Here is a 19,274-nt window from a genome sequence, read left to right on the forward strand (position 1 = left end):
TGTGAGAGCGCATCATCTCCGGAAACAGCCTGGCCGACTATTCGCGTGAGGGAGATTATTCAACTAGGGCGGAGTATAACGTAGGCAAAATGAATTTCCAGCTATTTGCGAGAGATTTAGCTGGCCACCTACCTCCCAGCGTGGGGGAAACGCCTTCCTGAGGCGATTTCCCCGCTTTTTGGCCTGTTTTGGCTCGATTCGGCCACGCTTACTGCTTGACCCGGACCAGCTTCATGATGCGGCCGTCGGTATTCCAATCCTGGATATAGAGGTTGCCGTCCTTGTCCCAGTACGCCCCGTGGGTGCCGCTGAAGACCCCTTCGACCCACTGATCTTGCTTAATGCCGAAGTTACGACCCTTGTTCGGATCGGGGTTCTCGCCGAGGACCGAGATGACCTTGTTCTCCTTGTCAATGATTGTCAGCTTCCCGGATAGATCGGGAATGGCGACGTAGTCGCCTTGCACGGCAGCCGAGGTGGGCATGCCAAGACCTGTCACCACTTCGCCCAGGAAATTGCCGTCGAGATCATAGTGCACCAACCGGCCCTTCGGCGTGTGATTGCGATCGCAGATGAGTAGGCGCGGTGGATCGTAGCGGGTGTCGAGCACCATGCCATGCGCGGTGTTGAACTGCTTGAGATCGTTCCCCTTCTCACCGAAGTGCTTCAGGTACTTGCCGGTCTTGTCGAACTTGAAGACGTAGTTGCTGGCATAGCCATCCGACAAAAAGATGTCCCCATTCGGCGCGACGGTGATCGCGGTCGGGCTGAACTTCGTCAGGCCCAGACCCGACTCCTTCGGAAACGGCAACTTGAACGCCACCTCGCCGGTGTGCGCGTTGAACTTGATGCCCTCGGCATTGTTATTGCGTGCGCCGTAAATGAACTCGCCCTTGTCTTCGGCGACGATCTTCATGTCGTGCAGATTTGTGTAATCGCCACCCAGGTATTCCTTGACCACTTTGCCATCGGGCGAAAAGACTACCACGCCCTTGGCGGCGCTGGTGTAGATGTTTCCTTCCTTGTCGATCACCACACCACCGTGCGTCGAACCGAGCGACGATGAGCCATCGGGCCGCAAGCCCCAGCCCGGCACTGTTTCGAATGTCATCACACCAGTGCCCGTGCGCACCGGCGCTTGCTTATCTGCGGCGAATGAAAGCGAACCAACAAGGAGCGCGGCAAATGCCAACCAGCCAGTAACAATCTTCATGGCGATTCCTGAATCGAGGCAGCCAGGGGAGGAATGAACCGGACAGTATCCGGTTGGCCGCGATCAATTTCAACTTCCTGTAGCTGAATTCGCCAGAATTCAGAACGAATACAAAAAAAGGGACCGTCTTTCGACGATCCCTTCGGTTTACTCAGCGTGTTACGCACTCAGCAGCAATTAACCCTTGCCCGTGTACTCAGCAGCAAAGAACTTCTTGCTGTCGTTGACCGTCGGCTTGATCGTGCGCGAGCCTTCCTTCCAGTTGGCCGGGCAAACTTCGCCGTTCTTTTCGAAGAACTGCAGAGCTTGAACCATCCGCAGGGCTTCTTCGACATTGCGGCCGAGCGGCAGGTCGTTGATCAACTGATGGCGGACCTTGCCTTCTTTGTCGATCAGGAACAAACCGCGGAGGGCGATGCCGCCAGGCAGCAGCACATCGTACGCCTTCGAGATTTCCTTGTTCAGGTCGGCGACCATCGGGTAATTGATCTGGCCGAGACCGCCATCGGTCCGCGGCACGTTGCGCCAAGCGAGGTGGGTGTAATGGCTGTCGACCGACACGCCGAGGAGTTGCACGTTCAGCTTCTCGAAATCTTCGGCGCGATCCGAGAACGCAATGATCTCGGTCGGGCAGACGAAGGTGAAGTCGAGCGGCCAGAAGAACAGCACGACGTACTTGCCCTTGTAATCGGCCAGGCTGACCGGCTTGAACTCGCCGTTCGGCATGACGGCCGTGGCTTTGAACTCTGGGGCGGGTTGGGTAACCAGAACGCTCATCAAAGACTCCTTGTATGGCAATGAAAAAACTGTTGAAGTAGCAAGGACACGGTGCTTGTCCGAACTAACTAAGCTACCGGTTTCAGCCCCATTTTGACAGGGGATAGCAAGCGCCCGATGACCGCCGTTCTTCACGCCATCTTGATCTCGCTCGGCATCATCTGGGCTGCGCCCTGGACACTCCTTGGTTGCACGCTCGGCGTCATCAGCCTGGCAACCGGCGGCTCATTTCAACTCCGCGGCCGAGTGCTGGAGTTCGAAGGCCGATTCCTCTCCTGGCTCCTCTCGCGCGCACCACTCATCGGCGGCGCATCGGCCATGACGCTGGGCCACAGCGTGATTGCCCGCAGTCGTTACGATCTCGACCGCACGCGCGCCCACGAGTTCGTCCATGTGCAGCAATATGAACGCTGGGGGCTGCTCTTCGTCCCCGCCTACTTCGCCTCGGCCTGGTGGGTGTGGTGGCGCGGCAAACATCCCTATTGGGATAATCCGTTCGAGCGCGAAGCCTACGAACGAGCTCCCTAACGTTGCGCAGCAACGAAAAGAAAGCCCGAGGCGTGAGCCGAAGGTTTGGGCAACCGGACTCCACGTTTGCCCTCGTGCGGCAGCACCAAAAGAAGCGAGTTGGAATCAACTCATCAAACCGGCTCGCTTAAAAATCATACTGAGCCCGCATCCCATACCCAGTCGTTTCGCTCTGCACACCTGTGCGAGCATCGAGCCAGCTGTGCACGCAGTTGAACACCACTTTGCAATACGGATTGCAGTACCAGTTCACCCCCAGCGTGGCGTTGCTCATCTGGCCGCCGACGATGTTGCCGTCGTTCAAGTCGATGTACGACCAACGGGCCGCCACTTCCCACGCACCCAAGCCGTAGCAATGCGCGCCGTCGGTGCGGAGCATAAAGAAGTCTTCGAACGGCTTCACCCGATCGATGGCCCCTGCAATGCGATCGTAAGGCCGATGCTCGCCGGTCAGAAAGTAGCCGACCTGCATGTAACTGCCCCACAGCGTCGACGTGGGACCGCCAATCTGATCGACCACGGCTGCCATCGCTTCGGCTTGAAACGACAAGGCTCCGTGAACAGTCAGGTTTTCAGCGCCGAAGGTGTGTACGTTGCCGGCGAGGATCGGCAGCGTATCGACAAAAAACGGCGTGCCGTTGATCGGTCCCGGCAGTGCCTGGCCCGATGTGCCAACCGCGCCCGCGCCGTTTTCGCCGACGAACAGTTCGGGAATGGACCGAAAGCGAGTTAAGTCGCGCGGCGGTGAGTTGTAGTAATAAGCGCCGCCGATGTGGCTGTAATAACGACCGTCGGCTGGCTCGTCATACCAGAGCAAATGCGTCAACCGCCCGACCACGCCGTTGCCGCCGTTGGTGCTCAGCGAATCTCCAAATTGGTCCTGCCCGGTGCGAATTAGCGACGCCGCCCAGGTCCAATTCAGATCTTCCGAGTGATCATAAAAGCCGATGCCCATGTGCCGGAACGGCGTGAAGGCTTGAAACAGCGACGAACGTTCCATGAACGTCGTGTAACGAAAGCTGCTCACCACTTCCAGGCTGAAGGGCTGCTTCCATTGACCGACGCGCACGTTGCCGAGCAACGGCAGCTGCGTCCACTCGACCCACACGTCGGTAAAGGTTGGCCGCCCGGGAAAAGCGAAGTCCATCTGAAAGAAATAGTTCATGTTGTCGGCGATGGCGCCCTTGGCGCTCAATCGCGCGCGGCGAAAGTCAGCACCGTTCTGAATCGGGCCGCCTTGGATCGGATCGAATGTCGCGCGACTCGCGGCATCCTGACTGAACGCCACCGCATCCATCTGCGCTACACCGTTGATTGTCACGCTCGGCAACTTCTTTGAAGCGGCCTTCATCGCGGCGACTTCTTTTTCGAGCGCCGCCACCTTCGCCGTAATGGCCTCATTTGGTCCAGCGGCAGCATTGCTCTCCAGGAAGTCGTTGGCCGACATCGTGGCGATCATCTGCTCCGGCGGCACCGGTAGCCGCTCTAGCAACTGCTCTGGATTCACAACCTGCTGAGGATACGGCTGCGGATATTGTTGCTGCGGAAACGGAGCCTGCGCCGGAGGAGGTTGGGCTGGATAAGGCTGGGCAGGGTGCGGTTGTGGTTGTGGAAGCTGAGCTGGAGCGAACTGCTGCGGCGCGTACTGGGGCGGCAGTGGCAGCGTTGGCGCTTGTTGTTGATAAGCGGCTCCCGGCGTCGGCTGCTGCATGCTCTGGGGAAAGATGCCCTGCGCGCGGGCTAGCTGAGCGCTAGCCATGATCGCGAGGGCAGCGCCCAGAAAGCAGAGTTGCAATCGCTTCATGACAGCACATTTCGTCGATGGTTCGCAGCGAAACTAACACAAGTGTCACCCTCTATCGGCAGGAAAATCTTCACAACTGATATACACCGCGGAATTGTAATATTCGGCGCAGCCGCGCCAGTTTGACAGACCGGCAAAGTCGATGATCGGCTGCTCACGGCAGCACTAGCTCCAACGTTTGGTCGCTAGCGGTCCAAGTTCTCCTCAGCGGCGAGTGCTGCGGGTGCGACATTACCGGCGGCAAGAAAATAGTCTCCGGACCGGTCGCTTCGAGCGTGAAGACATACTCGCCCGGCTCCAGGTGCAACGCGCCTTGTGCGCCGGGCTGAAACAGTTCGAACTCCCCACCCTCGCGCGTCATGCCGAAGCCGATCGATTGCATCTCGCCGGCGCGATAGACGTTCACTTGCACATCGCGCAGGCCGCTCTCGCCGCGACGAAGAACACCGCGCGTGCCTCCCGGCACCGATCGATCGCGCGAACAACCGCTCAGCCACGCGCTGCAGCCGAGCACCAGTACCAACAAAATTCTGCCGCTCACATTCGCCTCAATGTCCCGATGACTCGCCAATGGTTTCGATCTTCGACGGCGTGCCGCCGACCTTAAACGTGCCGACTTGTTCCCACCGCCGCACGCGCAACAACCCGAGGGTGCCATCGCCGGGGTTCGAATAAATCGCATGCCGCGAGTCGCCGACAAACGCCGCGTCGTGATGCCCCGCGTGGCCGTTCACTTTGCTTTTGCCAACTGGCATTACCTTCACCACGCGAGCATCGTTGAACGCGCCGTCGAGATTCGGATCGAGCTCGATCAGCGAAACCTGCTCGCCTGCATCGGTAGCCGAGTTGTCATGAAACACCAGCGCCATCGGACAGCCACCAACGAGCAAACTCGCCATCGGGCCGACAGGCCGACTGCCATCGCTCAATTTCAACTCCAGCTTCGTCGGCTGCGGCGCGGCTGCCTTCGCCGGCAACGTATGCAGCGCCGCGTGCGCTCCTTGACCTGTTACGAAAAGGACATGCTCGCCAAAGGTTGAAAAAGCTCCGGTCCGAATCGGCTTATCGCTGTCAGGTTCTTTGCCGAGCGAAAGATGTTGCACCTTCACCGCATCCGCGCCGAGCGCGCCGGTTGCGTCACCTTCGACCCAGCAAATGCCGTCCGTCGGTGCAAAGAAAACTTTGCCGCCAAGTGCCGTGGCCCCGTGAATGCCACCCGTCGGCAAGCGGAGCGAATAGCCGATCTTGCCAGTCGCGAAGGGCGTCACATCAACGCGCCCGGCGTTGTCTCCTTCGCGATCAATCCAGCTGGAGTAACCCACCGCGCGATTGAACGCAGCCAGCGTGATGTGGCCACCGCCGCCGGGAATAAACTTCGCTTGCTGGCTGACGGCAGCAGCGTCATCGGCGGGTCGAATCGCGGCAGGATCGATCCGCGTGTAGCCCCCGAGTTTGTCGTTGGCCAGATAAAAGATGTCGTCGTAGACGTACAGGTGCGCCGGATTCCCTTGCTTGTCGTCGAGCACTTTCGCCCGAATGCGCGGAGCCTGCGCGTACGTCGAGTGCGAATGATCGCCGTGCCCCTCGGAGCCAACGCCCGAATCGATCAAGATCCAGCCGCTCTCTTTCTTGCCGTTTTGTTCGTCGCGGACGCCGACCAGCAGCATGCCACGGGCCGCCCCCATTTGCACCAGCGATTGCTCTTCGACGTCGAGCTTCGGAAAGCCTGGCACGTCTTGCACCTTTCCCAACGTCGGCGGCGAACCGGCATACAAATCGGCCCACCGCAGCGAGCGGGCGTCGTCATCTTGAAAGAAGACGCGCGTCAAAATCACGCGATCTGTCTCTTCAGCGTGACTCATGCCGATCCAAACCGTGCTCAATAGCGAACAGCAGACTATCCACCACAATGTTCTCTTCATCAGACAACTCCAGCTCGAATACGTTTCAGAAAATCGGCAACGCTTAATGCACGGCGACCACTTCACCGCCGTTGATCGAAAACAGTGCCCGCTGCACCGTGCGATCGGTGGCTTCACTGAGCGTTCGCACGCTGCCGTCGATCAGCGCGACGTTCGCGCCGCCGGGATGAAAGCTCCGCGGGCCGAAAAAGCCCGTGCCGTGAATGACGACATCGGGAATGCGGCTGTTCGGGCTGTTGTAGCCGTTGGTCAGTACGTTGTGCGCGAGACCGCGCAGCCACGAGATGCCGCGGCCTGTTCCTGCCTGTCCGCCGCGCCAGTTCGTTCCCGCGGCCGCCACCGCGCTCAAGTCAGGATCGGCAATGATGCCCGACGGCCAACCAGCACTGCTGCCGGTGTAACCGGGGCCCGCGCCCGGAGAAGTGCCGCTCGGACTGAGAATCTTGCGATAAGGAAACGTCGGGAACATGCCGGCAGCGAGCGTAAGATCCTGGCCATCGCCGCGAATCGCTTCGGCCGCAAGGACCGAATTGGAAGTCCCATCGACCACATCGGCCAGCCGCAGCGCGGAGCCCGTGAAGACCACGCCGTCGGTTTGAAAGCGATCGTCGTAGTTCGTCCCCGCGCCGCTGCCGGTGCTCAGCATGTAGTTGTTGCCGGCAAAACGATACGGCTGCGCGGGACTGCCGAGCGGCACGGTATAAACCCGCGGCGCGGGGTCGCTCGGGCACATGAACATCGGCACGACCTTGTCGAACACGCTCAAGTACGCCGCGTTCGGCACCTGGCTGCCACCGGGGCCCGTGTAAGTGGGCTGCGAAAAGTCGAGCAGGTCGTACAGATTCCCTTGCTCGAGAAACGGCAGCAGCCGAGCATGCGGCGAGTAACCAGTCGAGCCGGTGTTCATCGGCAACCGCCCGTGGGAGCTCTCGTAGTTGAGCACGGCAAGCGACAACTGCTTGAGATGATTCAAGCATTGCGTTCGCCGCGCCGCTTCGCGTGCCGACTGCACCGCGGGAAGGAGCAGCGCCACCAAGACGCCAATGATGGCGATCACCACCAAGAGTTCGACCAGTGTGAAACCAACTCGAGCCGTCTTCATCGTCCCATTCTCCGGAAGTCGCTAATGCAATCAAATTGCAATAATGACGTTTTACGCAAATGCAATTGACTTGCAATAGCACTGCCGGAGAAATTTGCGTGAGGACAAAGAAGATCGCGAAGGCGCAAAGAAGTAGCTGAATTCGCCAGAATTCAGAGGCGGCTAGCGAAGGTCATCATCTGAATTCTGGCGAATTCAGCTACTTGGGGAGTCGCTACTCTGCGGTGATCTGCAGTTGCGGTTTGGGATAGCGATCGCGATGCGCGGCCCACCAGCCGCGCCACTCGTCGAGGGCCTTGGCTTGATCGTCGTTGGGTTTTTCTTGCCAGGCGTTGGGGCCGAGATTCATGTCGAGCGCGGTCAGCCGATGGAGCGCGACGGCGGCTTGGCGGCGGACGGAGGCATCGGGATTCTCGAGCAAGTCGATCAAATCGGGAATGAGCCAGACGGGCGCAAGATCGGCGACAATCTCCATCGCCGCCGAACGCCGCGTGGGATCCTTTTCACCGAGTGGCGATTGAATGAAACGGACCAGCGGCAACACGCCGTACTCGCCCAGCGAGCGAATCTCTTGTTCGTAGAGCGTGGCGATCTTCGACTGGCCGATCTGCGCGAGGAGCGCATCGACCCGATGCTTCAACTCGGCGTCGTCAGGACCGCGACGCATCATTAGCGGTTGCATCCAGCGAGTCGACAACATCGGATCGACATGCCGCACCGGCTTGATTTCGCCGCCGGAAATTTCCGCCACCTGCCCCGGATTCAAACGCTGCTCTCCCGCCGTCGTGCGAAGATTGATTTCCCCTTCCGCATTCACCACCTGCACTTCGCCCGCGGGTTGAATGCCGGTCATCACGCAGGAGGGTCCGACGCACCACATGGTTGGCAGGTCCGATTTCTTCTGCTGATTGTTGGCGGGATTGGTGACACGCACTTCAAGCTGCGTTTCGCGAGGCGAACGGCACCAGACTTGGCCTTGCGATAACTCAATCGAACTGCTGCCGCGCAGCGTCACTTCGGTTTGATCGTTGAGGCGAATCACACAGCCGTCGCCGGTTTGCAACTCGCAGCGCACATCGGCAGTCGTTCGTACGCGCGAATCAGTCGGGCAAGCAAAGTAATTGATTTTGTTTTTGGAAATAGGCACCCAGTTCTGCTGCTGCTGATCGAACATTTCGACCGTTCCCGTCGCGGCGACCAAATGCGCGACCGGAGCCGGAGCGGGAATGGGCTGAGCGATCGACGGCGCTGGATCGTTCTTTTTCTCAGGCCGCGGCAGCACCAGCAGTGCCAACAAGAATCCTGCCACTAGTGTTAGCAATGGCGTGAGCCAGGTGCTCCACGCGATCGTGCGCGCGGCAACTGCTGGCGCAATCGTCGTTGTCGAGAGGCGTTCCATCACGCGCTCCGCGACTCGCGCTGCAGCTTGCGGTTCGGCGAGCGCGGTTTTCAGTAGCGGCAAATCTTGGGTCTCGGCGTTTTCGCGTTCGAGCAGCGCGAGGCAATCGGCGCATTGATTCAAATGCGTTTCGAGCGCGCGGGAGACCGTCTCGTCGGTTTCGCCCGCGAGCCAGGCCTGCAACTGAGATTGAAACTCTGCACAGTTCATCGCAACTCTTTACCCAAGTTCGCCACCGCTCCCAATCGTTCGCGCAACATCGCGCGGCCCTTGGTCAAACGCAAATTGATCGTTGCCCGCGAGGTTCCCTGCAACTCCGCGAGTTCCTGATAGGTCAATCGCTCGCAGTAATACAGCCACAACGTTTCGCGATACGCTTCCGGCAACTCAGCAACCGCGGCCCGCAACCGCTCGCACTCTTCGCGCCGCTCAGCCACCGTTTCGGCTGTTTCGCCGTGGCCTGGCGGATCGAAAACTCCCGCGCCGTTATCGAGCACCGAAAACGGTTGCTGTCCGGTTTGCTTTGCCTTCCGCCAATCGAGACAAGCCCGCACGGCAATGCCGCGGAGCCACGGCCCGAATTTGTTTTGATCGGTGAGCGTCGCCAGTGCCTGAAACGCCCGGACGAGCGACTCCTGCGCGAGGTCCTCGGCCATGTGCCCTCGTCCCGTATGCGACCGACAAACCGCGAGGATGGGCGCAGACCAGCGGCGGACCAACTCGGCGTAACTCGCCAAACGGCCGGCAAGCGTCTGGCGGACCAGTTCGCCGTCGGTAATGTCGCAATAATCCTGCAAGCGGTCGATTCTCCGCCAGGCCCACCTCGGCGCGTTTCTCCCAGGCCACAACCTGCTGCGTCATTCTAAAGACGAGTGAGCGGTGAATGGTAATAGTCAGAATTTGCAGCCGGGAGCCTCGCCCGCCTTGCGCTCCTGGTGGACGTTGGACCTGAGTTGTCCGAGCGCCGGGAATAATGAGAGACATCCCTAACTCGGGCGCGAGGTACGCGCGGCTGGAGCTAATGACTGCTGCGCGGATCGAAACTCAGAGCGATGAGAGGACGGGTGATCGAATGTTTGTCGCGAGCGATCAGGAGGTTATAGGAGCGGCCGAGAGGGGTTATACGAGGGTATATCGGTGTGATAATGCGTTATTGGACGATCGCCAGAACTTAACGCGCAAGTCGTTTCTAGAAAACACGTTAGGTATTCTTTCTAGCCAATCAAATTCGGGCGCGCTGTTATAATATTTTCAGGCGTCTTTGGCGTAAGTCCTTTAGCGGTAAAGCTTTTCACCGAAAACAAAATTGCCTGAGGTGTTATAAATCCATCGGCTGAAATGGGGGCAAAGGCTGGCGATTGCTGGCTTATTAACTTCGGCGGGTCGGTCTACTTCCTCCCAGGGAAAGTTTCGCGGTTCGAAGGGTGGGCAATCACAGGAGTGCGAACATGAAACGCTGGGTGCTAGGGGGATTGGGAGTCGTGTTGCTGGGGGCGATGGTCTGGTCGTTCAGCGGAGCGGCGGAGAGCGTCTTGCCGAGTCGCAATTCCACGCCGAACGACGGCCGGGCGGCGAACCTGGGAGATGATCCGCTCGTCGTGCATGAGTGGGGGACGTTCACCAGCTACTCGGGCTCCGATGGTGGGCGGCTGGAGTTTCGGCCGTTGTTCGACGACGACCTGCCTCACTTTGTGCAAGACCGGAGCACGGGTTCGGGCTTCGGCGTGTTCTCGAAGGTGAGCTACCGGTCGCTGGTGCGGATGGAAACGCCGATCACCTACTTCTATACGAAGCAGCCGCGCGACGTGCGCGTGAAAGTCGCTTTTCCCGAGGGGTTGCTGACGGAGTTTTATCCACCGGCTGCAATCTCGCCGCCGTACAAGGGTTACACCGAACCGCAGAAGAACTCGGCGCTCGACTGGGGTACCGTCCGGTTAATTCCTGAAGACTATCTCGCGCCGAAGATGGACGATGCACGCTTGGCCAAGGTGATTGCCAAGCGGACCGCTCAAGCCCTGCCGCCGCATGCCGATTACAACAATCACTACGCTTACGCGCGACAAACCGATGCGGCGCTGGTTCATCTGCAACAGCCGGCACTTCCCAAAGCGTTCATCTATGAGCCCGTCGATCACTTCGAAAAATTCTTGTTCTATCGCGGCCTCGGTAATTTCAAGTTGCCGATGAAGGTGCAAGCGCTCGGCAAAGGCAAAGCACTGGTGAATAACAGTGGCGCCGAACCGATCGCCTGGATGATGCTGCTCGATGTGAATGGTGAGGAACTGCGGTTCGCTTCGTTCGATGGCGTGGGCGCTGGTCAGCAGCGCGAGGTGGCGTTGCCAGCGAACGTCAGCACGATCGATGATCTGGCAGCCGAACTAACGTCTGCGCTGGTGAGCACTGGGCTGTATGAAAAAGAAGCGGTGGCGATGGTCAACACATGGCGGTCGTCGTGGTTCGGCGAGCAAGGGACGCGGCTGTTGTATTTCGTGCCGCAATCGCTAACCGATCAGCTGTTGCCACTCACGATCGAACCGAAACCGGCCGAGACGATTCGCGTCCTCGTCGGCCGATTGGATTTGATGACTCCCGAACAAGAAGCGGCGATCACCAAGCTGGTGAAAGAGAGCGCCGCAGCCCGTCGGGCTGGCCAACAAAAGGCGAACGACGAAGGCGTGGCATTTCAATATCAACTGCCTGATGCGGTTCGCAAGCTCGGCCGGTTGGCGGAACCTGCGCTCACTCGGGTGCGACACGCGTCGACCGATACCGCGCTGAGCAACGAAGCGACCACGCTGATTCACGAACTGCATCGCGACCTGGAGGAACAGAAAAAGTAGTCGCCGGCTTACTTGGTGAGTCGCAACAGACTCCACGCGAAAGGTGACTGTCGGCATTCTTTCCTGGCGCAGCGCGGGCAGTTACACTGGCCCGCGTTCCGTCAGCGACGATAACACCTTTCCCAGCGTGGAGTTTTTCATGCGTTCGACTTCCTTGCTCAGTTTGTTCTTTTGCGCACTGCTGGCCATCGGTTTGCAAGCGGCCGAGCCGAAGCTCAAAGCCCTCATCATCGAAGGGCAAAATAATCACGGCAATTGGCCGCAGACCACGAAGATGATGAAGAGCTACCTGGAACAATTCGGGCTCTTTGCTGTGGATGTGGCTACGACGGCGGCGAAGGGAACTGACCCCAGCTTCAAGCCGGAGTTCGACAAGTATGCGGTGGTGGTCTCGAACTACAACGGCGCCGATTGGCCGAAGGAAACGCAGCAAGCGTTTGTCGATTATGTGAAAGGTGGCGGCGGGTTCGTCGTCGTACATGCAGCCGACAATTCCTTCGGCAACTGGCCCGAATATAACGAGATGATCGGCCTCGGCGGTTGGGGCGGCCGCAATGAAAAGAGCGGCCCGTACGTCTACTTCAACGACAAGGGCGCCGAGACTCGCGACGAGTCGAAGGGGAACGGCGGCAGCCACGGCGCGCAGCACGCTTTCCAGATCATTACGCGCGACGCCGAGCATCCCATCACCAAGGGCCTGCCGAAGGCCTGGATGCATGTGAACGACGAACTCTACGACCGCTTGCGCGGCCCGGCCACGAACATGACGATTCTCGCGACTGCTTATGCCGCCAAAGGCAAGGGCGGCACCGATCGTCACGAGCCTATGCTGATGACGCTCAACTACGGCAAGGGGCGCGTCTTCCACACCCCGATGGGCCACGGCAACGACTCGCAAGAATGCGTCGGCTTTATCACCTGCCTGCAGCGCGGCGCCGAATGGGCCGCCACGGGCAAAGTGACCGTGAAAGTGCCGGAAGACTTTCCGACGGAAGATAAGACGAGCCAGCGGAAGTTTGCAGGAAAATAGAAAGTTCTTAAGTAGCTGAATTCGCCAGAATTCAGAACCGCACCCGCACGCAAGACTCCACCATCTGAATTCTGGCGAATTCAGCTACATTTTTCGAAAGTTCCTCACCATGAAATATCTCTCCCTCCTCCTCACGCTCCTTCCTCTTACCGCTTCGGCGGCTGGCGTTGTTTATGAAGGGACTGAAGGACCCGGCAAGGGGAAGCACATCGTGCTGATTGCTGGCGACGATGAATATCGCAGCGAAGAAGCCCTGCCTCAGCTTGGCCAGATTTTGGCGAAGCATCACGGCTTCAAGTGCACCGTACTCTTTCCGATCGGCAAGGATGGCACGATCGTTCCCAACGCCGGCGAGAGCGATATCCCTGGCACCGAAGTGCTCGATACGGCGGACTTGATGATTCTCGGTCTGCGGTTTCGCGATTTGCCTGACGAGCAGATGAAGCCGATCGCCGATTACATCGAATCGGGCAAGCCGATCATCGGCCTGCGGACGTCGACGCATGCTTTCAATATCAAGCCGGGCAAGACTTACTCGAAGTACACCTGGACCAACGGCGACAAGGAATATTCGAAGGGTTTCGGCAAGCAGGTGCTCGGCGAAACTTGGGTCAATCACCATGGCGCCCACGGCAGCCAGGCCACGCGCGGTATCTTCGTGAAGGGTGAGGAGAGCAATCCGATTTTGAAGGGAATCGCCAGCGGCGAGATCTTTGGACCGAGTGATGTCTACACCATCAATCTGCCGTTGCCGGGCGACAGCAAGCCGCTCGTCATGGGCGAAGTGGTGGCTGGGATGAAGCCGGAAGATAAGGCCCTTGAAGGCGCCAAGAACGAGCCGATGATGCCGGTGGCGTGGACCAAGACGTATCAGACATCGAGCGGCAAAACGGCTCGTGTTTTTACGACCACGATGGGGGCTGCTACCGACCTGACCAACGAAGCGCTGCGTCGGCTGGTGGTGAATGCCAGCTTTTGGTGCCTGAAGATGGAAGAGAAGATCCCCGAGAAGGCCAACGTCGACATCGTCGGCGAATACAATCCTTCGCCGTTCAAATTTGGCGGTTTCAAAAAGGGCGTGAAGCCTGAGGATCATGCGTGGAAGAAGTAGTTGCTTCGCCGCAGAAACCGGCAGCGAGAAAAAGACGCTGGCTGCGGGCAATCCTCCTGCTCGGCGGTGCGCTGATTCTGCTCGCCGCTGGCTACGTCCATTACTGGCTGTACCTGCCGATCGGCACTGGACCGGCAGGTCGAGCCGTGCCTCTCGAGCCGTTTCAGTCGCCGTGGACCGACCGCAAAGTCTTGCTCGTCGGCGTGGGCGACAGTGTAACGGCAGGCCTCGGTTCCACGCCGGGCCGATCTTATTTTCAACGGCTGCACGACCCTCGTCCAGATGATTTTGCGGACGTGAAGGGCCGCACTCTAAAGGCTGTGCTGCCGAATCTAACCACGCTCAACATCGCCCAGTCCGGCAGCAACTCGCTGCAGCATGTCGAACAGGTTGAGAAGAAATTGCCGCTGCAGCCGGCTGATGTCTTTGGCCTCGTCGTGATGACCAGCGGCGGCAATGACTTGATCCATTGGTACGGCCGAACACCGCCCAAGGAAGCGGCCATGTATGGCGCCACGCTCGCGCAAGCCGAGCCGTGGATCGCCAACTACGGCCAGCGGATGAATGAACTCTTCACGCGGATCGACGAGAAATTCCCCGGTGGCTGCTTGATCTTTGTCTGCGATATCTACGACCCTTCCGACGGCTACGGCAATCCCGAGAGTGCGTACCTGCCACCCTGGCCCGACTGCGTTCCGATTCACACTCGCTACAACGAAGCGTTACGAGCATCGGCCGCCAAGCATGCAGCCGTGTGTCTTGTTCCCATGCATGCGGAGTTCCTCGGCCACGGCATTCACTGTCGCAAGTTCTGGTCCAAGCACTATCGCTCGGCCGATCCGCATTACTGGTACTTTGAAAACCTGGAAGATCCGAACGACCGCGGCTACGACGCGGTTCGGCGGCTGATGCTGCTGCGGATGGTTGAAGAGCGCGAGACGATTGCTGCGAAACAGGGGAACTAGAGGGATCGACCTGGTGTGAACGACTGCCGTCAGTACTGGCCGAGCGCCTGCAGCAGTTACTGGACAACCCAGACGGTTAAGCAGTACGCGGTGCTATTCGCCAGCGTTTGGCAATCTCCACTACTCGCGCCTCCAGGTCGGCGAACGAACCATCGTTCAGAAGGCAGATGCTTGCGCGTTGGCGTTTAGTTTCCAGTGGCAGTTGCGTTGCTTCCCGGCGGGCGAGTTCACCGGCATCCCAGCCGCGGGTGCGTGCGCGGGCCAGTCGCTGTTCTTGGGGTACGTCGACGAATACGATTTGGTCGCAAAGCTGGTCCCAACCGGCTTCGAGTAACAAGGCTGCGTCGACGACTGCAGCGGGAGCGCTCGCCTCGCGAAGTTCGTCGAGTTGGGCCTTCAAACGCACAGCAATCCGCGGATGACTCACGCTGTTGAGGAATTGCCGCTCTGTCTCGTTACCCGGCGCGAAGACAATTTTGGCGACAGCCGAACGATTGATTTGACCCGAGTCGGTGAGAATGCCACGGCCCCAACGAGCGACCAGCTGAGCGATGACGGCGGGCTCGTGCAGCACTTCGTGGCCGGCCTGATCGGCATCGAGAATGACAGCGCCCAGTTGCGCAAAAAGTTTGGCTACGGCGCTTTTGCCGCTCGCTACGCCGCCGATCAGACCAATGGTGAGCATTCCCACAGGATAATCGAGTGAGGCGCCGACCGGGATGGAGGGGCAGCTTCCAGAGCCCGGCAGGCGCCTCGAGTGCTAGCCGGCGAAAAGCAGTGTACTGGAGGCGGAAGAATTTATCGCACGCGAACCAAATGTGAGTAACGTGAAAAAATCACCCGGCTGGGCCATTGACAGTCTACTGACACACATCTGTCAGCCTCCGTCAACCAAACGGGCAGGAAAGCTAATCGGAAGTTGAGCGAAACCGGCTACTTCGAGGGGCCGGCCCCGAGGATCAAGCGGACTAATTCGATGTCGTTTTCGACCTTCAATTTCTCGAGCAATTTGCTGCGGTGCTTCGCGACAGTTTGGATGCTCACATCGAACTCGGTGGCGATCTGTTTGACCGTGCGGCCCGCGACGAGGCGGTCCATCACTTCTCGCTCGCGCTCGGTCAGCGTACTGAGCAGCGGCGACAAATCGGGCTGCCCGCGCGATGCCTTGCGTACCGCCATATCGCGGGTGAGCGACGTACGAATCAGATCGAGCAGGGCCTGATCATCGAGCTGCGTCTTTTCCAGGAAGTCGACCGCGCCGTCGCGAAAGGCCCTCCGGCAGGCGGCCAGATCGCCGTGCGCGGTCAGGAAGATGATAGGAATCTGCGATCCTCGTTCGCGCAGAATCTGTTGCATATCCAGTCCGGTCAATTCTGGCATGCGAACGTCGGCGACCAGGCAGCCTGAACGCTCGAGGTCGAAACGCGTCAGAAATTCGCGCGGTGATTGAAAGCTCTCGACGGCCAAGCCGTCAGATTGAATGAGGAATGTCAGCGAGCGCAAGGCGCCCGGATCGTCATCCACCAAGAACACGGTTTGTGCGATCGACTCTGGCGTCATCAAGCGGATCCTCAGTCAATGGAATAGAAAAGTGAAAAGCAGCGCCCACGGAAAGGTCTTCGGCTTGCAGCATGCCGCCGTGGGCCTCGGCGATCGAACGACTGATCGATAGCCCCATCCCCAGCCCTTCGCGCTTGGTAGTAAAAAACGGTTCGAACAAACGGCGGCGAACTTCGCGGCTAATGCCAGGCCCCGAATCCTGCACCAGGCAATGAACATCTCCCGCACCGAGAAAAGTCGAGATGGTGACGTGCCGTAGCGGCGCTGGCAGGGCCTCCATCGATTCGATGGCATTCCGCACCAGGTTGACCAGCACTTGCTGGATTTGCACCAGATCGACATGGACCTCAGGGAGCTGCTCCGCGAGCGAGAGAATGACGTGTACCTTATGTTGCCGCAGCTCGCTGCCGAGCAGCTGAAGCACTTCGCGGACGATGGTGTTGAGCGAGATAAAAATTCGCTCGCCGATTTGCTTGCGGGCAAATTCACGCACACGGCGGATAATGACCGCGGCCCGCTGCGACTCGAGTGCAATTTGCGAGATGACCTCGCGCAACTCAGGGCGGCAATCCTCGGGAGACGACCAGCGCCGCAAAATGCCCGCCGTGTAGTTCTGAATGGCAAACAAGGGCTGATTCAATTCGTGAGCCAGACCGGCGGCCATTTCTCCCATCACGCTCAGGCGCGAGACGTGGGCCAAGTGACCTTGTTGTTGCTGCAGTTGCTCCTCCGCACGAGCTCGCTCGATCAGCAGTTGCTGCAATTGCCGGTTGGCTTCCTGCAGAGCAGCGGTTCGTTCGGCGACGTGGTGTTCCAGTTCTTCCTTGGCGCGTTGCAGCGTTTCGGTTGCGCGGCGCTGATCGGTAATGTCGAAGCAACTTCCGATAAAGCCGCGAAATTCGTCGCTGCCGACGAGCTTCGGAGCGCCGGTAAGATGCATCCAGCGATACTCGCCGTCGGCCCGGCAGAGTTGGAATTCGAGCGACAGCTCCGACTGACTTTGCTCGGCTTCGACATAGTCCCGGAGAAATTGCTCACGGTGGTTCGGGTGTACGCCGTCCAGCCAGCCGTGATCCAGCTCTTTTTCGAGCGAACGCCCGATGAACTCCAACCAGGCCCGATTGCAATAAGTCAGGCGGCCGTCGAGTGTCGTCGTCCAGATCAGCACCGGCGCCGAATCGGCCAGGCGGCGAAACCGCTCTTCGCTCAGCTGCAACTCGATCACCGCTCGCTTTTGATCCGAGATGTCGATGACGTTTCCCAGATAGCCGGTCACGGCTCCCAGATCGTCGCGAATCGGCACTGCCGTGCCATAGACCCAGGTCACGCCGCCACTGGGCGTGAGGTAACGATACTCCATCGCGAACGGCGCTCCGGTTCGGAGCGTTTGCGCAAATGCTTCGTTGACAGGCACGCGATCGTCGGGATGCAGAGAATCGATCCAGCCTTCTCCCTCGCCGCTTTCTGCCGGCCGGCCGGTTAGTTCGGCCCAGCGCGGGTTAAGATACAGCGTCAAGCCGTGCCGATCGGTTTCGTAAATGCCGACGTTCGACGAAGTCACCAGCGTGCGATAACGGCGTTCGCTTTCCGAGAGGGCTTCGACCTGCTCGATCCGCTGCGTGATGTCGCGCGAGAGGCCAATCAAGCCGATCATTTCGCCGGCTGCATCACGAAACGGGCTCTTCGTCGTCAGCATCGTAAACTTGCGGCCTTCGTACTGACCGCTTTCTTCATAAGTGAGAGCGTGCCCCGCGGCGAAGAGCAATTGATCGCGCTGCCGCGCATGGTCGGCCTGTTCGGGCGGCAGCACTTCCACGTCCCGCAGCCCGATGATTTCGTGCACTGGTCGCCGGGCGAGCTCCGCACCGGCGCGGTTCATCAGCAGGTAGCGGCCGGCACGATCTTTCACGTAGATCAAATCGGTGGTGTTATCCATCACCGTCTGCAGAATGCTGAGATTCGATCGCAACCGATCCTCGGCGGCCCGTTGTTCATCGATGGCCGTGGCAAACAGCAGCGGCGTGAGCATGGTCACCAGCGCAAAGGACTGCAGCGACATAGCCTGCAACTCCGGCATGCCCGACGCCAGGGCAAACAGACCGTCGCCGCGCGTGGTGTGATAGATGATGATCAGCAGGATGTTGCAGGAGGCGATTGCCGCGCCCAGCCGGCGAAACCGCAATCCGGCCCAGGCCAGCACCGGAACCAGATACAGCAAGCTGTTCAGGTTCCAGACCAGTGAATTCGTATAAGGACTGAAGGCTCCCCACGTCGCCACATTCAAGCTGATGAAGAGCAACACGGCCTCGAGGGTGCGGCCGTAGCCGGAGAACGACGGCCTCGACTCGAGTTGCAAAATCCTCGAAGCCAGCGTGATTTGGACCGGCGCGATAATCAAAATGCCGATCGAATCGGCTTGCCACCACAATTGAAATATCTGCCAGTAATTCGTGGTCGGCTCGATCAGCTTCACGCCCGCGGTGCCAATGACGGCGCCGAGCAGCGGCATGGTCAGCGACAAGGCCGCGAGCACGAGCACATCGCGCATCTTGGCAAACTGAAATGCGCCGATCGACCAGCGCTGCAAAACCAACGCGCCGAGCAGCGCTTCGATTGCGTTGGCCAGTACGAAGAGCAGCGACGGCAGCATCGACTGCCGATATACCAGCAGCTCCATCGAGAGATTCAGCACCGTTGCCGCCAGCAGGTACTGCCACCACTGTTTTTTGGGCGTGAGGGCCAGTGTGGCCAGAAACACTCCGGCTGCGGGCCAAAAGGTGGCGAAGGCGAGCGACTTGAACGACAACAGGTGGCCCGCAACCACGGCGCAGCAATAGCCGAGGGCGAAAAGTATTACGAGGCCGAACTGTCGCGCACCCGAGGATGTCCGCACGAAATCGACTGCCTGCACTGATTGGCTGAACCGCTGGCAGGCGGGTCTGAGCTGGCCGGGCGAAGGTCAATGAATCCGCTACAAGATACAAGCCGGCAGCTGGCTCAAATATGTGAGAATATCACCCCCC

Annotated in this window: 16 protein-coding genes; 5 read left to right on the top strand and 11 right to left on the bottom strand. The window is 59.4% G+C overall.

Going from position 1 to position 19,274, the window contains the following annotated elements:
- Nucleotides 1-208 precede the first annotated feature (208 nt).
- Together M9Q49_RS11075 and M9Q49_RS11080 are read right to left on the bottom strand one after the other, a co-directional pair.
- Entirely contained in the window at nt 209-1,213 is a 1,005-nt protein-coding gene (locus tag M9Q49_RS11075) for a hypothetical protein (RefSeq protein WP_254508805.1), read from the bottom strand.
- Between the two features lie 177 nt (nt 1,214-1,390).
- Complete coding sequence (locus tag M9Q49_RS11080) at nt 1,391-1,990, bottom strand: peroxiredoxin (protein WP_315861168.1); 600 nt, start codon at nt 1,988-1,990, stop codon at nt 1,391-1,393.
- Nucleotides 1,991-2,107: 117 nt separating this feature from the next.
- Here M9Q49_RS11080 and M9Q49_RS11085 point away from each other — a divergent pair, with 117 nt between their 5' ends.
- Nucleotides 2,108-2,518, top strand: a complete 411-nt coding sequence (locus M9Q49_RS11085) for a DUF4157 domain-containing protein (RefSeq protein ID WP_254508807.1) — start codon at nt 2,108-2,110, stop codon at nt 2,516-2,518.
- Nucleotides 2,519-2,645: 127 nt separating this feature from the next.
- Here the strand turns inward: M9Q49_RS11085 and M9Q49_RS11090 are convergent, their stop codons facing one another.
- The 6 genes from M9Q49_RS11090 to M9Q49_RS11115 all read right to left on the bottom strand — a co-directional run bounded on the left by M9Q49_RS11090 (nt 2,646) and on the right by M9Q49_RS11115 (nt 9,542).
- Nucleotides 2,646-4,322, bottom strand: coding sequence for an OprO/OprP family phosphate-selective porin (locus tag M9Q49_RS11090; RefSeq protein ID WP_254508808.1), 1,677 nt, complete (start codon nt 4,320-4,322; stop codon nt 2,646-2,648).
- A gap of 154 nt (nt 4,323-4,476) precedes the next feature.
- Nucleotides 4,477-4,863 (bottom strand): hypothetical protein, encoded by a 387-nt coding sequence (locus M9Q49_RS11095; RefSeq protein ID WP_254508809.1) that lies wholly within the window; start codon nt 4,861-4,863, stop codon nt 4,477-4,479.
- Nucleotides 4,864-4,870: 7 nt separating this feature from the next.
- The gene (locus tag M9Q49_RS11100) at nt 4,871-6,244 is read right to left on the bottom strand and encodes a hypothetical protein (RefSeq protein WP_254508810.1); all 1,374 of its coding nucleotides are present in this window, start codon (nt 6,242-6,244) and stop codon (nt 4,871-4,873) included.
- A gap of 43 nt (nt 6,245-6,287) precedes the next feature.
- Nucleotides 6,288-7,346 (bottom strand): DUF1559 family PulG-like putative transporter, encoded by a 1,059-nt coding sequence (locus M9Q49_RS11105; RefSeq protein ID WP_254508811.1) that lies wholly within the window; start codon nt 7,344-7,346, stop codon nt 6,288-6,290.
- A gap of 214 nt (nt 7,347-7,560) precedes the next feature.
- Nucleotides 7,561-8,955: a zf-HC2 domain-containing protein gene (locus M9Q49_RS11110; RefSeq protein WP_254508812.1), complete on the bottom strand. Its 1,395-nt coding sequence runs from the start codon at nt 8,953-8,955 to the stop codon at nt 7,561-7,563.
- Nucleotides 8,952-9,542: an RNA polymerase sigma factor gene (locus M9Q49_RS11115; protein ID WP_254508813.1), complete on the bottom strand. Its 591-nt coding sequence runs from the start codon at nt 9,540-9,542 to the stop codon at nt 8,952-8,954. Before M9Q49_RS11115 ends, M9Q49_RS11110 begins: the two co-directional genes overlap by 4 nt.
- Before the next feature lie 651 nt (nt 9,543-10,193).
- Here M9Q49_RS11115 and M9Q49_RS11120 point away from each other — a divergent pair.
- The 4 genes from M9Q49_RS11120 to M9Q49_RS11135 all read left to right on the top strand — a co-directional run bounded on the left by M9Q49_RS11120 (nt 10,194) and on the right by M9Q49_RS11135 (nt 14,691).
- The gene (locus tag M9Q49_RS11120; protein ID WP_254508814.1) at nt 10,194-11,585 is read left to right on the top strand and encodes a hypothetical protein; all 1,392 of its coding nucleotides are present in this window, start codon (nt 10,194-10,196) and stop codon (nt 11,583-11,585) included.
- A 139-nt stretch (nt 11,586-11,724) separates the two neighbouring features.
- Nucleotides 11,725-12,615, top strand: coding sequence for a ThuA domain-containing protein (locus M9Q49_RS11125; RefSeq protein WP_254508815.1), 891 nt, complete (start codon nt 11,725-11,727; stop codon nt 12,613-12,615).
- Between the two features lie 109 nt (nt 12,616-12,724).
- Entirely contained in the window at nt 12,725-13,726 is a 1,002-nt protein-coding gene (locus M9Q49_RS11130) for a ThuA domain-containing protein (protein WP_254508816.1), read from the top strand.
- Nucleotides 13,714-14,691: an SGNH/GDSL hydrolase family protein gene (locus tag M9Q49_RS11135; RefSeq protein WP_254508817.1), complete on the top strand. Its 978-nt coding sequence runs from the start codon at nt 13,714-13,716 to the stop codon at nt 14,689-14,691. The genes M9Q49_RS11130 and M9Q49_RS11135 overlap by 13 nt, the downstream gene beginning before the upstream one ends.
- A gap of 76 nt (nt 14,692-14,767) precedes the next feature.
- Here M9Q49_RS11135 and coaE read toward each other — a convergent pair whose 3' ends face one another.
- The 3 genes from coaE to M9Q49_RS11150 all read right to left on the bottom strand — a co-directional run bounded on the left by coaE (nt 14,768) and on the right by M9Q49_RS11150 (nt 19,144).
- Nucleotides 14,768-15,376 (bottom strand): dephospho-CoA kinase, encoded by a 609-nt coding sequence (gene coaE, locus M9Q49_RS11140; RefSeq protein ID WP_254508818.1) that lies wholly within the window; start codon nt 15,374-15,376, stop codon nt 14,768-14,770.
- A 248-nt stretch (nt 15,377-15,624) separates the two neighbouring features.
- Nucleotides 15,625-16,251 (bottom strand): response regulator transcription factor, encoded by a 627-nt coding sequence (locus tag M9Q49_RS11145; RefSeq protein WP_254508819.1) that lies wholly within the window; start codon nt 16,249-16,251, stop codon nt 15,625-15,627.
- Nucleotides 16,208-19,144, bottom strand: a complete 2,937-nt coding sequence (locus tag M9Q49_RS11150; RefSeq protein ID WP_254508820.1) for a PAS domain S-box protein — start codon at nt 19,142-19,144, stop codon at nt 16,208-16,210. The genes M9Q49_RS11145 and M9Q49_RS11150 overlap by 44 nt, the downstream gene beginning before the upstream one ends.
- Between the last annotated feature and the right edge of the window lie 130 nt (nt 19,145-19,274).

Source organism: Anatilimnocola floriformis (assembly GCF_024256385.1).
In the GTDB taxonomy this organism is placed as follows: domain Bacteria; phylum Planctomycetota; class Planctomycetia; order Pirellulales; family Pirellulaceae; genus Anatilimnocola; species Anatilimnocola floriformis.

Coding starts and splice junctions, on each gene's coding strand:
- M9Q49_RS11120 (WP_254508814.1), top strand. CDS start 10,194: ATGAAACGCTGGGTGCTAGGGGGATTGGGAGTCGTGTTGCTGGGGGCG.
- M9Q49_RS11145 (WP_254508819.1), bottom strand. CDS start 16,251: ATGACGCCAGAGTCGATCGCACAAACCGTGTTCTTGGTGGATGACGAT.
- M9Q49_RS11090 (WP_254508808.1), bottom strand. CDS start 4,322: ATGAAGCGATTGCAACTCTGCTTTCTGGGCGCTGCCCTCGCGATCATG.
- M9Q49_RS11105 (WP_254508811.1), bottom strand. CDS start 7,346: ATGAAGACGGCTCGAGTTGGTTTCACACTGGTCGAACTCTTGGTGGTG.
- M9Q49_RS11110 (WP_254508812.1), bottom strand. CDS start 8,955: ATGAACTGTGCAGAGTTTCAATCTCAGTTGCAGGCCTGGCTCGCGGGC.
- coaE (WP_254508818.1), bottom strand. CDS start 15,376: ATGCTCACCATTGGTCTGATCGGCGGCGTAGCGAGCGGCAAAAGCGCC.
- M9Q49_RS11130 (WP_254508816.1), top strand. CDS start 12,725: ATGAAATATCTCTCCCTCCTCCTCACGCTCCTTCCTCTTACCGCTTCG.
- M9Q49_RS11100 (WP_254508810.1), bottom strand. CDS start 6,244: ATGAAGAGAACATTGTGGTGGATAGTCTGCTGTTCGCTATTGAGCACG.
- M9Q49_RS11085 (WP_254508807.1), top strand. CDS start 2,108: ATGACCGCCGTTCTTCACGCCATCTTGATCTCGCTCGGCATCATCTGG.
- M9Q49_RS11125 (WP_254508815.1), top strand. CDS start 11,725: ATGCGTTCGACTTCCTTGCTCAGTTTGTTCTTTTGCGCACTGCTGGCC.
- M9Q49_RS11075 (WP_254508805.1), bottom strand. CDS start 1,213: ATGAAGATTGTTACTGGCTGGTTGGCATTTGCCGCGCTCCTTGTTGGT.
- M9Q49_RS11080 (WP_315861168.1), bottom strand. CDS start 1,990: ATGAGCGTTCTGGTTACCCAACCCGCCCCAGAGTTCAAAGCCACGGCC.